The following is a 14,560-nucleotide window of genomic DNA, read 5'->3' on the forward strand; positions in this document are numbered from 1 at the left end:
CCGGCCGCATCGCCCGCGCAATAGCGCCAGTAACAGCACCAGTAACAGCACCAGCACCAGTAACAGCAAGGGCGGGTCTGGTCTGGATATCATTTGCCGTTCTCCTTGCTTTCCTGTAGCTCCAGCCTGGAAATGCGCTCCACCCAGTCGCCGGCGGCGTCCTGCACGATTTCCTTGATGGTCACGGCGTTCTCGCTGACGCGCGTGACCAGTCCGAAATTCTGCCCCGCATGCTGGCCCGCCCGTACCTGGTACACCGCGCGGTCTATCTGCAGCAGCGCGGTCATCACGCCGCCCATTTCCAGCGTGCCCACCATGCGCATGGTGTCGAGCGGGTAGTTTTCCAGCACTTCCTTGCGGCGCGCGGTATCGGGTTTCAAGCCGCCGCCCCGGTCGGCGCTCCTGGCCAGTTCCGCCAGCAGCTTGCTGGGGTTGAAGGGGTCCATGGCGTCATGCGGCTGGTAGGCATAGGAAATGAAAGCCTTGGGCTCGGCCAGCGGCGGGACTCTGATACGCGCTTGCGCGTCGACTTCCTTCATCCACTGCCGCAGTTCCTGCTCGCCGCTGCCGCCGCAGCCGGCCAGCAGCGCGGCGCATGCCGCCAGCAGGACCGGCCGCGCGTTCATTTGCGCACCGCCTTTTTCCTGTCCTGCACGGCCTTGCGCTGGGCCTGTACTTCCTCGGGGTCGAGGTAGCGGAAAGTCTTGGCGATGGCTTCCAGGGTCAGCACGCCATCCTTGCCCGCCACCAGGTTCATATTATTGAGGGTGACGATGCGCGGCAGGCTGGCCATGTCGCCGGCAAAGGCGCCGATGTCGTGGTAGGCGCCGCTGACCTTGATGTCGATCGGCAGCTCGGCATAGTAGTCGCGTACCGCCACCTGGCCCGGCTTGAACAGCTCGAACTGCAGGCCGCGCCCGACGCCGGCCTGGTTGATGTCCGACAGCAGGGCCGCCATCTCGGCCTTGCTGGGCAGCTGCTTCTGCAACCGCTCCACATACTGGTCGACCTGGACCTTCTGGCGCCGCAGCGCATCCAGGTTCACGGCCTGCATGGTCTTGTAGCGGTATTCGTCGCGCTGCGCGCTTTCCTTGCGGGCGCCGGCCTCCTGTTCTTCGAACTGGCCGCTCCAGTAGCCGGCATGGCCCAGCGCCACCACGGCCGCCATCACGCCCAGCGCGCACAGCAGGCGCGGCGCGGCCGGCCACTGGCCGGGGTGCCGCCCGTTCAGGCCGCGGAACTGGTCCGCCAGCGATGCCGCCACCCGCCTCAGGTCCGCCATGGCCGGCTCCTCATGGCGCGGCCGGCCTGGCGGGCGGCTGGCCGGCGCCGGGCAAGGTGTCGCCCGCCCCCTGCTGGCGCGGACGCTTGATGTTGACGGTCAGGTTGAACTCCACCACCTTGCGCGCATTCCTGCCCTGCCCCAGGCCGGCCGAGCGCACCTCGATCAGGTCGGGCCGCTCCAGCCAGGGCGAGGCGTTCGCCAGGTTGCGCAGCAGTTCGGACACGCGCTCCTGCGACTGCGCATAGCCGTTCACACCCACCTTCTGGCCCTCCTGGCGCAAGCCCTTGAGATAGACGCCGGCCGGCGTCTGCTTGACCAGCTCGTCCAGCAGGTAGACCGGTTGGTTGCGGTCGCCCTGCAAGTCCTCCACGGCCTGCCGGCGCGCCTTGAGGGCCTCGATTTCCTGCTTGAGGGCGGCGATTTCCGCGATCTTGCTGTCCAGCCCGGAGATGGACGCCTGCAGCAGCTGGTTGCGGCCGTTCTGGATGGCGATGGCGCGCGCGTTGTAGCCGGCCACCATCAGCACCACCGCCGCGCCGGCCACTCCGCCCAGGGCCAGCAGGGCGTAGAAGGCGGCCTTTTGCTGCTTGCGCCTTTCCGCGCGGTGCGGCAGCAGGTTGATGCGCATCATCAGCCGAACCTCCGCAGCGCCAGGCCGCAGGCCACCAGGCAGGCCGGGGCGTCGTGGCGCAGCTGGGCCTCTCGCACGCCCGGTCCCAGGTCCATGCCCTGGAACGGCGACAGCACGGCGCTGGCAATGCCGGTGCGCCCGCTGATCACATCGGCCAGCCCCGGCAGCTGGGCGCAGCCGCCGGCCAGCCAGATATGATCAATCCGCGTGTAGAGCGTGGAAGTGTAGAAGAACTGGATGGCGTGTGTCACTTCCAGCGCCGCGCTGTCCAGGAAAGGCTGCAGCACGGCGGCGCCGTAGCCGTCCGGCAGGTCGCCGGACTTCTTGCGCGCTTCCGCCTCCTCGTAGCCCAGGCCGTAGCTGCGCACGAGGTCCAGGGTCAGGCTGTCGCCGCCGAAGGGCTGCTCGCCCTCGTACACGGCAGCGCCGTCCAGCATGATGGAGACATGGGTGGCGTGGGCGCCGATCTGGAACAGGGCCACGATCTGCCCCTGCCGCGCCGTGACGCGGTCCAGCGCGGCGCGGGCGGCATGGGATTCGATATCCATGACGGTGGCCTTCAGGCCCGATGCCTCGGCAATGGCGACCCGGTCCTCGACCTTGTCGCGGCGGGCGGCGGCCAGCATGACCTCGATATCGTCGGGATGGGCGGCCGGTCCGATGATGCCGAAATCCAGGCTGACCTCGTCCAGGGCAAAGGGGATGTACTGGCTGGCCTCGGACTCGACCTGCAGTTCCAGCTGCTCTTCCGTCAGCCCGGCCGGTACGGTGATCTTCTTGGTGATGACGGCGGCCGGCGGTATGCCCAGCGCGGCCAGGCGGGCGCGCGTGCCGCTTTTCTTGCAGACGCGGCGCACCACGTCCACTACCTGGTCCATGTTCTCGACATTGCCATCCACGACGGCGCCGCGCGGCAGCGGCTCCGAGGCAAAGCGCTCCAGGCGCACGCCACCCTTGCCGGACAGGCCTAGCTCCACCAGCCGCACGCTGGAGGTGCTGATGTCGATACCGGCCAGCGGCGCATGGCCCCGGCCCAGCACAGCCTTCCAATCCATGTCCCCATGCCTCCAGTCTGGCAGCCAGGAAACCGGCATTCAAGCCAGCCCATAGCGTGTAAAAGTATTTCTCCCGTGCACAATTGAAGCGCTGTGCGCAGCGCGCCACCTTGATATAGCGCTATTTCAGTGCAAATAACCGTGTTTTGTTTCATTGCTCATGCGAAACATTCAGGCGCGCGGCGCGTGCCGCGCGCAGGGGTGGCTCGCTTATAATGAATCGGATACAACTCAGACTTCCAACAAGCAATGGCATCTTCCAAATCCGCCCCTCCTTCCACTCCCGACGACAAGGCCAAGGGCGCCCGGCCGCGCCGCTGGCTGCTGATGACAGCCGTGTCGGCCGGCGGCCTGGCCCTGGCCGGCGTGCTGCTGGTGGTGTTCGGCCTGGCCATGGCCTACCCCAACCTGCCCGAACTCGACACCCTGACCGATTACCGGCCCAAGATGCCGCTGCGTATTTTCTCGGCCGACGGCGTGCTGATCGGCGAATTCGGCGAGGAGCGCCGCAACCTGGTCCACATCAAGGACATTCCCGATGTCATGAAGAAGGCCGTGCTGGCCATCGAGGACGACCGCTTCTACCAGCACGGCGGTGTGGACTACACCGGCATCCTGCGCGCGGCCGTGCACAACGCCATCGGCGGCGGTGGGCGGCAAGGGGCGTCCACCATCACCCAGCAGGTGGCGCGCAACTTCTTCCTGTCCAGCGAACAGACCATCAAGCGCAAGGTGTATGAAATGCTGCTGGCCTGGAAGATCGAGAAAAACCTCAGCAAGGACCAGATCCTGGAGGTCTACATGAACCAGATCTACCTGGGCCAGCGCGCCTACGGCTTTTCCTCGGCCGCCCAGATTTATTTCGGCAAGAGCCTGAAGGACATCAGCGTGGCCGAAGCCGCCATGCTGGCCGGCCTGCCCAAGGCGCCCTCGGCCTACAACCCGGTGGTCAATCCCAAGCGCGCCCGCGCCCGCCAGCAATACATCCTGCAGCGCATGCACGACCTGGGCTACATCACTGACAAACAGTACGAGGAAGCCAAGGCCGACCCGCTCAAGGTCAAGACCGACAGCAGCGAATTCGGCGTGCACGCCGAGTACGTGGCCGAGATGGCGCGCCAGCTGGTGTACGAGCAATTCAAGGAAGACACCTACACCCGCGGCCTGAACGTGTTCACCACCATCACTAAGGCCGACCAGGACGCCGCCTACCTGGCGCTGCGCCGCGGCGTGATGGAATACGAGAAGCGCCACGCCTACCGCGGCCCGGAAGCCTATATCGACATCCCGGCCGCCAAGGAAGAGGCCGACGACGCCATCGAAACCGAACTGGCCGACCATCCGGACAGCGACGACATCGTGGCCGCCGTGGTGCTGTCGGCCACGCCGCAGTTGATCACGGCCGTGACCGCTTCAGGCGAGGAAATCAAGATCACCGGCGCCGGCCTGGAAATGGGCCGTTCCTGGCTGTCCGACAAGAACCCGCCCAACAAGCGCATCCGCCGTGGCGCCGTGATCCGTGTCATGCAGGAGGGCAAGGACTGGCAAGTGACCCAGATGCCGGAAATCGAATCCGCCTTCGTGGCGGCCAGCACCACCGACGGCGCCATCAAGGCCATGGTGGGCGGCTTCGATTACAACCGCAGCAAGTTCAACCACGTGACCCAGGCCTGGCGCCAGCCCGGCTCCTCGTTCAAGCCCTTCATTTATTCGGCTTCGCTGGAGCGCGGCCTGTCGCCGTCCACCATCATCAACGACGCCCCGATCTCGTTTGACGCCGGCCAGACCGGCGGCCAGGCCTGGGAGCCCAAGAACTACGACGGCAAGTACGAAGGCCCGATGACCATGCGACGCGGCCTGACCAAGTCCAAGAACATGGTCTCGATCCGCATCCTGCACAAGATAGGCGCCAAGTACGGCCAGGAATACGCGACCCGCTTCGGCTTCGACGCCGACAAGAATCCGCCCTACCTGACCCTGGCCCTGGGCGCCGGCAACGTCACCCCGCTGCAGATGGCGGGCGCCTACGCCGTGTTCGCCAACGGCGGCTACAAGGTCAGTCCCTACCTGATTTCCAAGGTGACCGACGCCAACGGCAAGGTGCTGTCGCAAGCCCAGCCCGACTTGGCCGGCGACGAGAAAAACCGCGTGATCGACGAGCGCAACGCCTTCCTGATGGACAGCATGCTCAAGGACGTGGTGCGCTTCGGCACCGCCACCAAGGCGCTGTCGCTCAAGCGCCCCGACATCGCCGGCAAGACCGGCACCACCAACGATTCCATCGACGCTTGGTTTGCCGGCTACCAGGCCAAGCTGGTGGGCATCGCCTGGATAGGCTACGACCAGCCCAGGAACCTGGGCAACCGCGAAACCGGCGGCGGCCTGGCCCTGCCGATCTGGATCAGCTACATGGGCAAGGCCCTGAAGAGCATCCCCATCGAGGAACGCGCCGTGCCCGAAGGCGTGATGCTGGTTGGGGATGATTACTACTACGCGGAAAACCCGCCGGGCGCGGGCGTCCATAACCTCGATGGGGCCACCCAGGGCACCCCGGCCGAGGAAAAGGCCAAGGATGCCGTCAAGAACGAACTGTTTTAAGGAGCCGTAATGATGACCGGCGCGCCCGACTGCGCGCTGGCCAGCTCCGACAGCGAGGCATACAGCTCGGAGCCGTCGCGGGTGTTGAGCCAGCGGCCTGCGGCGTCCTGGCGGTAGTGGTAGCCGCCGGCGCGCGCCGCCACCCACAGCTCCTTCATCGCCGACTGGCTGTTGACGATGATCTTGGAACCGTTGTGCAGGAATTCGATTTCCAGCACATTGCCGCTGCGGCTGCATTCCACGTCGACCACGTCCTTGTCGTTCAACTCATCCAATGCTGCTTCGATGGCGTCCAATGCGGCTTCCGCCTGCGCCAGGAATTCGGTATCGCCCATGCTACACTCCCATATCTGTAGATAATTCCGTGATTTTAATCGTGAAGTCCACTTCAAGCTTATTTATTGGCGCCATCCTCTGCCTGAGCGCCGTCCTGGGCGGCTGCGGCCAGACCGGTCCGCTATACCTGCCCAAGACGCCCGCCAAGTCCGCCACCAGCGACTCCACCAGCCGGCCCGGTGTGGCGCCACCGACCGCGCCCGTGCCTTCCACTCCTCCCGCATCCCAACAATAAGTTTCCATGTCGCAATTCAACTATCAAGACGGCGTGCTGCACGCCGAAGGCGCGTCGCTGGCCGCCATCGCCGGGCAGTTCGGCACCCCGACCTATGTGTATTCCAAGGCCGCCCTGCTGGGCAACTTCGCCGCCTACGCCGACGCCTGCGCCGGCCGCGACGCGCTGGTGTGCTACGCCATGAAGGCCAATTCCAACCTGGCCATCCTGAACCTGCTGGCGGCCAAGGGCGCCGGCTTCGACATCGTGTCCGGCGGCGAGCTGCTGCGCGTGGTGGCGGCCGGGGGCGACGCCCGCAAGGTGATCTTCTCCGGCGTCGGCAAGAGCGTGGAAGAAATGCGCCTGGCGCTGCAGCATGACATCCTGTGCTTCAACGTCGAATCCATCCCCGAGCTGCACCGGCTGAACGAAGTGGCGGGCGCCATGGGCAAGAAGGCGCGCATTTCGCTGCGCGTGAACCCCAACGTCGATCCCAAGACCCATCCCTACATCGCCACCGGCCTGAAGGCCAGCAAGTTCGGCGTGGCTTTCGACGACGCGCTCGATACCTACCGCACCGCCGCAGCCCTGCCGCACCTGGACGTGGTGGGCATCGATTGCCACATCGGCTCGCAGCTGCTGGACGACGCGCCGCTGCTGGAAGCGCTGGACCGCCTGATCGAGCTGATCGACACCCTTGGCAGCGAAGGCATCGTGCTGCACCACCTGGACATAGGCGGCGGCATCGGCATAGCCTACCGCGAGGCCGGCGAAGCGGCGCCGGTGCCGGTGGGCGAGTACCTGGGCCGCTTGTTCGCCAGGGTGGACGCCTGGCGCGCCGCCCGCCATGACGGCAAGCCAATCAAAGTGATTTTCGAGCCGGGCCGCTCCATCGTGGGCGACACCGGCGTGCTGCTGACCAGGGTGGAATACCTGAAGCACGGCGAGGAAAAGAATTTCTGCGTGGTGGACGCGGCCATGAACGACATGATGCGTCCGGCCCTGTACCAGGCCTGGATGGACATGCAGCCGGTGGTGAACAACGGCGGCGCGGCGGCGCAGAAGTATGACGTGGTGGGTCCGATCTGCGAATCGGGCGACTGGCTGGCGCGCGACCGCGAACTGCCGGTGCAGGCCGGCGACCTGCTGGTGATGCACACGGCGGGCGCCTATGGCCTGACCATGGCGTCCAACTACAACACCCGCGGCCGCGCGGCCGAGGTGATCGTGGATGGCGAGGTATGCCACCTGGTGCGCCAGCGCGAAAACCCGGCCGACCTGTACGCGCTGGAATCCATCATCAAGTAATCATCCAGCTTAGAGGACGTTTCAAAATGAGCGTGGCCAGGCGCGGCTCCGAAGACAGTGCGCCTGCACGGCGAGGAGCTGCAACGACGCCATGGTCATTTTGAAACGTCCTCTTGGCGCCGGTTACCGTCCAGGGTACCGGCGAACAGCTCCTTGAGGTTCCTGGCGTCGAACAGCCGGTCCTCCCAGATATCGACATAGTCTTCGTCGGCCCATACGATGACGTGGTGCAGTTTCCTTGGGATCTTGCCAAAGCGTTTGGTCAGCAAGCGCTCCAGCATGCGCTTGCGCGCAGTCAAGCCAAATTCGTACTGCCAAATTTCCTCCATCGATTGCAAATTAGGTAAAGTCATCCCGGCGCCCTCCTTCGATTTCATCTTAAGCAGGAGATCGTTCGCATTCAAGCTGGCAGAAGCACCTCTGCTCAGCCTATGTTTAAAGTCGACATCCATTTCCAAACCCGCCAGCCTTTGAAATTCCTCGGCAGCCAAGAAGGCCGCCGTCTCATCGTCGCTGAGCTGAAAACTGAACATAGCTGCGGCGAGGTTCTCCAGTGACGACAGCCGTTTGGCCGGTAGGCGAAACAAATCGACCAGCACATATTGCTGCTTGGGCTGCAGGTGCCGAAGGGACGCAGGAACGCGCGCGATCAGGTCGTTCAGTTCCACGCTGGCGCCCCAGCGCTGGCGGCCGCTATACAGCACAACGGGAAACACCGGCGGCAGGCGACCGGCTTGCGGCAGCTCATGGCGTTTGACCAAGTCTTGCTATAACAGGCCGACGTAGACCTGCATGCGCAGCGCCATCCAGTGGTCGGGGCGCGATTGGAACTCCAGCAGCAAATAAATGTAGACCCACTCGGCGCCATTGCGCACCTTCCACACCATGTCGCTGTGACGCTGGCGGCCGTCGCGGCCGACGTAGCTGCCGCTGCTGACACGCTGCAGGCTGTCCAGGTCGAGTGCGCGTACCCACTCGCCATCGACAAAGCCCAACAGCAGATCGCGCACCATTTCCCGGTGCGCGAACAATTCCTTGTAAATGCCGTCGTCGTCGCTTGCCATCCGCCCATGCTAGCGGGTGCGAAGCGCCGCGCCTTGGCACACCTCAAGCGCGGGCGGGAGAAGCTACCTTGGAGCGCGCCCACCACAGGCGCAGCAGCAACAGCACGGCCACGATCAGGCCGAAGATGATGGGCTCGGTGAAGTTGTGCTTGCCCGCCTTCATCCACCAGAAGTGCAATATGCCCAGCGGCGCGATCACATAGATCAAACGGTGCAGCCACTGCCAGCGCTTGCCGCCCAGGCGCTTGATCATGCCGTTGGTGCTGGTCACGGCCAGCGGGATCAGCAATACGAAAGCAATGAAACCCACCGTGATGAAGGGCCGCTTCAGCACATCCTTCCACATCTCGGCCAGGTCGAAGAAATGGTCGAACCACAGGAAGGTCAGGAAGTGCAGGCTGCAGTAGAAGAAGGCATACAGCCCCACCATGCGGCGCAGCCGCACCAGCCAGTTCCACCTGGACAGGCGCCGCAGCGGCGTCACCGCGAGGGTGATGCACAGGAAGTACAAGGTCCAGTCGCCGGTGCCGCGCGTGATGAATTCCAGCGGATCGACCAGCGCCCCGCTGACGGTCAGCCACACCATGCGCGCCAGAGGGGCCAGCGCCAGCACGAACACGGCGGCCTTGATCGCGCCCAGCTGGCGCGCGGTGGGATTAATGGCCATATTAACGGCCATGTCAGAAGTACTTCTTCAGGTCCATGCCGGCGTACAACGGCGCCACCTCGTTGTAGCCGTTGAACATCAGGGTCTTGCGCTTGCGGGCCAGGAAGCCGTCCTCGCCGATGCGGCGCTCGGAAGCCTGCGACCAGCGCGGGTGGTCCACGTCGGGATTCACGTTGGAATAGAAGCCGTATTCGCTGGGCGCCGCCAGGTTCCAGGCCGTGCGCGGCTGGTCCTTGGTGAAGCGGATCTTGACGATGGACTTGGCCGACTTGAAGCCATACTTCCAGGGCAGCACGATGCGCACCGGGGCGCCGTTCTGGTTGGGCAGGGTCTCGCCATACATGCCCAGGGTCAGCAGCGCCAGCGGATGGTTGGCCTCGTCAATGCGCAAGCCCTCCACGTAAGGCCAGTCGAGCACCCTGCTTCCCACGCCCGGCATCTGCTTCTTGTCGGCCAGCGAGGTGAATTCCACGTACTTGGCGTTGCCGGTCGGCTCCACCTTCTTGATGATCTCGGAGAAGGAATAGCCTATCCACGGGATCACCATGGACCAGCCCTCCACGCAGCGCAGGCGGTACACGCGCTCCTCCAGCGGCGCCAGCTTGAGCAGGGCGTCCAGGTCCAGGGTCATGGGTTTCTTGACCTCGCCTTCTATGCTGACCGTCCACGGGCGCGGCCTGAGGGTGCCGGCATTGCGCGCCGGGTCGCTCTTGTCGGTGCCGAACTCGTAGAAGTTGTTGTAGGTGGTGGCGTCCTTGTAGGCGGTCTGCTTGTCCAGCGCCGAGTAGGGCGGATTGAGCTTGGCCGGCAGCTTGGGATTGACGCCCTGGGCGAACGCCTCGCGCGAGGCCATTTCCAGCAGCGCGCCGCCGGCCACGGCGCCGGACGCGATGTGCTTGATGAACTGGCGGCGCGATTCGAACAGTTCGCGCGGCGTGATTTCGGATGGATACGGCAGGTCCATGCCGTTGGGGCTACGCTTGATCAGCATTGTCGACTCCAAAGAATAGTGTCAGGCCAGAACTGAACCTTACACCATCCCCCGGAAGCCGGTGATTACATTACGATTACATTTTTAGAACCCGTTTCAAACGGCCAGGGCTAGGCGCCGCGACGAAGGCAGTGCGCCTGCACGGCGAGGAGCAGCAACGACGCCATGGCCGTTTTGACACGGGTTCTTACAGTTTGCCGTAGGAGTGCAGGCCGGACAAGAACATATTCACGCCCAGGAAGGCAAACGTGGTCACCAGCAAGCCCACCAGCGCCCACCAGGCCGCCGCCCTGCCGCGCAAGCCATTAATCAGCCGCATGTGCAGCCAGGCCGCGTAGTTGAGCCAGACGATCAGGGCCCAGGTTTCCTTCGGGTCCCACGACCAGTAGCCGCCCCAGGCCTCGGCCGCCCACAGCGCGCCCAGGATGGTGGCCACCGTGAAGAAGGCGAAGCCGACCGAGATGGCTTTGTACATCACATCGTCCAGCACTTCCAGCGATGGCAGGCGGTCCACCAGGTAGCCCGACGATTTCAGCAGGTAGGCCGTGGCCACCATGGCCGACAGCGAAAAGGTGCCATAGCCGATGAAATTGGCTGGCACGTGTATCTTCATCCACCAGCTTTGCAGGGCCGGCACCAGCGGCTGGATGTCGGCCGCGTCGCGGCTGACCGTGTACCACAGCAGGAATCCCACCGCCGCCGAGATCACCAGCAGCACGAAGGGGCCCAATTGGCGGGTCGCATAGCGCTGCTCGTAGTACAGGTAGAACAGGGCCGTGATCAGGGCGAACAGGATGAATACTTCATACAGGTTGGAAATCGGGATGTGGCCGACGTCGGCGCCGATCAGGTAGGACTCGTACCAGCGCACCATCATGCCGGTAAAGCCCAGCGCCACCGCAGCCCAGCTCAGGCGCGAACCGATGGCCGCGCCGGAGGGCGAGCGCGCCACCAGTCCTATCCAGTAGAACAGGGTGGACAGGAAGAACAGCGTGCCCATCCACAAAATGGCCGACTGGCTGGACAGCATGTACTTGAGGAAGAACTTCTTGTTGGCCATGTCCAGGTCGTGGCCATAAATCGAGATGGCGAACAGCGACAGCAGCGCGATCAGCGGCATCAGCCAGCGCACCGGCTTCCAGTGCCAGCCCAGCGCGGCAAAGGTGGGCGCCGAGGCCAGCAGGATGGCCTTTTCATAGATATCCATGTAGGCGCCGTAGCGGTTCAGCGCAAACAGCGCGCCGGCCAGCAGGGCCAGGCCGTAGCCCCAGTCCACCAGGGTCAGGCGCTTGAAATAGCCGGGCGCCTGGGTATAGGTTTGTTGTGATTGAGTCAATTCCATAGGTGTTCTCCTGACTAGCCGACAGCTTACGCCGATTGTGGCAGTTTTTCCTTCAGGCTGGCGAATTCATGTTCAAAGTCCAGGGTCTTGCGCTGGGTGCTCATGGCCATCAGGGCGTGGGCGCCGCCCTCGGCATCCTTGATCCACACCCACAGGCGGCGCTCGCGGATGTAGAACATGGCGAACACACCCAGCACCAGGAACAGACAGCCGAGGTAGACCACGGCCTTGCCCGGCGAGCGGGTGACCTGGAATACCGAGGCCTTGATCTCGGTGAAATCGTCGAGCTGCAAATACACCGGGGCGCCGTAGAAGAACGCATCGGACAGCGAATTGGTGGCCAGCTGCAGCCAGCGGCCGTGGGCCTCGTCGGCCGCCACCGGGGACAGATGGTCCTGCTCGCGCGCCGCCTGCCACAGTTCCCACAGGCTGCCGTTCAGTATCTTCATGAAGATATCGGCCGCCTTCTCCTGCTCGCCGGAGGGGATTTTCTCCAGGAAGTGCGAAATGGCGAGGAAGCCGCCTTCCTTGCCATTGCCGGCAAAGATGCCCAGGCTCTTGTCTGCCGAGGCCTGCAGCTGGCTGCGCAGGGCCTCGCCGCCCGACGTGGACGGGGTGGCGCGGCGCGCATAGCGGGCGGCAGCTTCGGCGCGCAGGGCGCTGTCGTTGAGGGCGGCACGCAAGCGCATCCAGTCGCGCACGCTGTGCTCATCGTCGGCCGGGATGCGCAAATAGCTGAACGGATCGCCCGGATTGCTGCGCACCCCGGCCAGGAACACGCTGGCGCCATCCAGGGTCAGCGGCTGCATGTAGTTCTGGAACTCGCGCGCCTGGCCGGTCTGGTCGCGCAGCTTGTACTGCACGCTGGGGCCGACGTTTTTCAGGTCCTTGTTGTTGGCGTTCTTCGCGGCCGAGCCCAGGCGCTTGTCCAGCCCGGCGGCGAAGCGGCTTTCCAGGCTGTCGCCCTTGGTGACGGCGCGCGCATCCTGGCTGCCCATGTTTTCCACATTGAAGGGGCGGAAGCCCGACCATTCGATGGTGTATTCCTTGTTGAGCGGGGTGGCGCCGCCCACTTCGCCCGCGATCTCGAAGCTGTCCTTGCCGGCGCCCTTCATGGGATAGCCCTTCAGCTTGAGCTTGCTGCCGCCATCCTCGAAGCTGGACTGGTACACGGCCAGGCCCTTGTAGATGAAGGGCTTGTTGACTTCGATGGTGGCCGGAATGGCCTGGCCGGTCTCGTGGTCGCGCACCACCACGTCGCTGGCAAACAGCTTGGGCATGCCGGTGCTGTAGAAATCGATGGTGAACTTCTTCAGTTCGATGGTGAACGGCAGTTCCTGTATCAGCACGCCGTCCGGGCGCGACAGCACGGCGTTGCTGCTGGCGCCGCCCTCGGGAATCATGGTGTTGCCGCGGAAGGTGGGGTTGCCCAGGCCCAGGCGGTGCTGCTGCGGGATGTCGGCGATCAGGCCGCTGCCGGCATAGGGGGTCTTGCCCAGGAACCATTCCTGGAAACGGATGGGCATGTCGGAATCGAGCAGCCCGCCCAGGCAGATGATGACGATGGCGCTGTGGGCAAAGATGTAGCCGAACTTGTTGCCGGCGCCGCGCCTGGCGGCCACCAGGGTACCGCCGTCCTTGTCCACGATCTTGCTCTGGTAGCCGGCGTCGGCCAGGCGGGCGGCGGTCTGCCGCGCCAGGGCGGTACGCTCGAGCGGGGTGGTCCATTCGCTCCGGTGGTGGAAATTGCGCAGCGACTGCTCGCGCACGTTCTCGCGCCAGCTGCGCATGTCCTTGATCATCTTGGGCGCGTTGCGGATGATGCACAGGCTGGTGGACAGCACCAAAAAGCCCATGATGGCCAAAAACCACCAGGCTGAATACACGGCATACAGGCCAAGGCGGGCAAACACCTCGTACCAGAACGGCCCGAACTGGTTGATGTAGTTCGGCATGGGCTCGTTCTGCTTCATCACCGTGCCGATGGTGGAGGCAATCGCGATCATGGCCAGCAGCGTGACCGCGAAGCGCATCGACGACAGCAATTCTACAAATTCCGCCACAACGGGGCGGCGGGTGCGAAGTTCGATGCCTGCGGTGCTGGGGCTGCTCATGCGTGACACTATCTCAAAAAAAATCGGCCGCACCATATCGGCGGCGGCATACCAGCGAAAAAGGCAGCCCGATACCGCGGCTGCCCTTTTTCGCGTAAATCAATCTGCTGCCGCTTACTTCAGGCCGGCCACGTAATCGGCCACGGCCTTCATTTCCTCGTCCGACATGCGCTTGGCGATGGTGCTCATCTGCGGGCTGTTGGCGCGGGCGCCAGTCTTGAACAGGCCCAGCTGGGCCACCGTGTAATCCTGGTGCTGGCCGCCGATGCGCGGATACTGGACCGGGATGCCGGCGCCGGACGCGCCGTGGCAGCTGGCGCAGGCAGGCACATTCTTCTCGGCGATGCCGCCGCGGTAGATTTTCTTGCCCAGGTCGATGGTGTCGCGCGATTTGGCCGCGCCCGGCTTGGAGGCCTGGGTGGCCAGGTAGGCCGCCACGTTGTGCTTGTCCTCATCGCTCAGCATCTTGGCGTAGGTCGACATCACCGGCTGGTTGCGCTCGGGGGTTGTGAAGTTCACCAGCTGCTTGTAGATGTAGTTTTCATGCTGGCCGGCCAGCTTGGGGTTGGCGACGATGGTCGAGTTGCCGGCGGCGCCATGGCAGGACACGCAGGCCGGCAGGCCGCGCGCGGCGTCGCCCTCGGCGTACAGGGTGCCGCCCTTGGCGGGATCCGCTTTGGGAGCTGCGGCGGCTTTCTTTTCTTCCGCCCCGGCGGAGAAGGCCGTGACGGCCAGGAGAGCTACAAACAAGGATTTGACCAGCGGCGAGCAAGCACGATTCATTAGGCACCCGTGACGAAAGAAAGTTATGTTTTTCCACTCCATTGTCGCCGGGCCCGCCCTGCACTCCTCCACGAGCCGCGCCCACGCTTGCGGCGCTGGGCAACAAGTGGTAACCCTCGGTATTGTACAATAGCCCCTTGGCGAAACCGCTCCTTATTGTTGCAATTTATCC

The 14,560-nt window shown here is 64.3% G+C and carries 13 protein-coding genes and 1 pseudogene; 3 read left to right on the forward strand and 11 right to left on the reverse strand.

Annotation, left to right across the window (positions count from 1 at the left end):
* Window positions 1-89: 89 nt before the first annotated feature.
* Genes ACLB1G_RS09240 through ACLB1G_RS09255 form a run of 4 tightly spaced genes read right to left on the reverse strand, consistent with a single transcriptional unit; the run spans window position 90 to window position 2,971 of the window.
* A complete protein-coding gene (locus tag ACLB1G_RS09240; protein WP_491626911.1) occupies window positions 90-626 on the reverse strand; it encodes a pilus assembly protein PilP in 537 nt (178 codons plus the stop codon).
* Window positions 623-1,282, reverse strand: coding sequence for a type IV pilus inner membrane component PilO (locus tag ACLB1G_RS09245; protein ID WP_491626912.1), 660 nt, complete (start codon window positions 1,280-1,282; stop codon window positions 623-625). Before ACLB1G_RS09245 ends, ACLB1G_RS09240 begins: the two co-directional genes overlap by 4 nt.
* Window positions 1,283-1,292: 10 nt before the next feature.
* Window positions 1,293-1,916, reverse strand: a complete 624-nt coding sequence (locus ACLB1G_RS09250) for a PilN domain-containing protein (RefSeq protein ID WP_491626913.1) — start codon at window positions 1,914-1,916, stop codon at window positions 1,293-1,295.
* Window positions 1,916-2,971, reverse strand: coding sequence for a pilus assembly protein PilM (locus ACLB1G_RS09255; RefSeq protein ID WP_491626914.1), 1,056 nt, complete (start codon window positions 2,969-2,971; stop codon window positions 1,916-1,918). The genes ACLB1G_RS09250 and ACLB1G_RS09255 overlap by 1 nt, the downstream gene beginning before the upstream one ends.
* A 249-nt stretch (window positions 2,972-3,220) precedes the next feature.
* On the opposite strand from ACLB1G_RS09255, the gene ACLB1G_RS09260 reads away from it, so the two are divergent.
* The gene (locus ACLB1G_RS09260) at window positions 3,221-5,569 is read left to right on the forward strand and encodes a penicillin-binding protein 1A (RefSeq protein ID WP_491626915.1); all 2,349 of its coding nucleotides are present in this window, start codon (window positions 3,221-3,223) and stop codon (window positions 5,567-5,569) included.
* Here the strand turns inward: ACLB1G_RS09260 and cyaY are convergent.
* Window positions 5,566-5,904 (reverse strand): iron donor protein CyaY, encoded by a 339-nt coding sequence (gene cyaY / locus ACLB1G_RS09265; protein WP_491626916.1) that lies wholly within the window; start codon window positions 5,902-5,904, stop codon window positions 5,566-5,568. The two genes, ACLB1G_RS09260 and cyaY, sit on opposite strands and share 4 nt — an antisense overlap.
* 41 nt (window positions 5,905-5,945) lie before the next feature.
* Between cyaY and lptM the strand changes: the two genes are divergently transcribed.
* Both lptM and lysA read left to right on the forward strand, forming a co-directional pair.
* The gene (gene lptM / locus ACLB1G_RS09270) at window positions 5,946-6,140 is read left to right on the forward strand and encodes an LPS translocon maturation chaperone LptM (RefSeq protein WP_491626917.1); all 195 of its coding nucleotides are present in this window, start codon (window positions 5,946-5,948) and stop codon (window positions 6,138-6,140) included.
* A gap of 6 nt (window positions 6,141-6,146) precedes the next feature.
* Complete coding sequence (lysA, locus tag ACLB1G_RS09275; protein WP_491626918.1) at window positions 6,147-7,427, forward strand: diaminopimelate decarboxylase; 1,281 nt, start codon at window positions 6,147-6,149, stop codon at window positions 7,425-7,427.
* Between the two features lie 95 nt (window positions 7,428-7,522).
* Here the strand turns inward: lysA and ACLB1G_RS09280 are convergent.
* From ACLB1G_RS09280 to ACLB1G_RS09305, 6 genes and pseudogenes are all read right to left on the reverse strand, one after another.
* Window positions 7,523-8,491 (reverse strand): annotated as a pseudogene (locus tag ACLB1G_RS09280) (Rpn family recombination-promoting nuclease/putative transposase).
* Window positions 8,492-8,534: 43 nt separating this feature from the next.
* Window positions 8,535-9,158, reverse strand: a complete 624-nt coding sequence (gene msrQ / locus ACLB1G_RS09285) for a protein-methionine-sulfoxide reductase heme-binding subunit MsrQ (RefSeq protein ID WP_491627268.1) — start codon at window positions 9,156-9,158, stop codon at window positions 8,535-8,537.
* A gap of 13 nt (window positions 9,159-9,171) precedes the next feature.
* Window positions 9,172-10,149, reverse strand: a complete 978-nt coding sequence (gene msrP / locus ACLB1G_RS09290) for a protein-methionine-sulfoxide reductase catalytic subunit MsrP (protein ID WP_491626919.1) — start codon at window positions 10,147-10,149, stop codon at window positions 9,172-9,174.
* 187 nt (window positions 10,150-10,336) lie between these two features.
* Entirely contained in the window at window positions 10,337-11,491 is a 1,155-nt protein-coding gene (gene ccsB / locus ACLB1G_RS09295) for a c-type cytochrome biogenesis protein CcsB (RefSeq protein WP_491626920.1), read from the reverse strand.
* Between the two features lie 26 nt (window positions 11,492-11,517).
* On the reverse strand, window positions 11,518-13,605 hold the full coding sequence (locus ACLB1G_RS09300; protein WP_491626921.1) for a cytochrome c biogenesis protein ResB: 2,088 nt from the start codon (window positions 13,603-13,605) through the stop codon (window positions 11,518-11,520).
* Between the two features lie 114 nt (window positions 13,606-13,719).
* Window positions 13,720-14,388, reverse strand: coding sequence for a c-type cytochrome (locus ACLB1G_RS09305; RefSeq protein WP_491626922.1), 669 nt, complete (start codon window positions 14,386-14,388; stop codon window positions 13,720-13,722).
* Window positions 14,389-14,560: the final 172 nt, after the last annotated feature.

The organism is Duganella kummerowiae, from assembly GCF_053572355.1.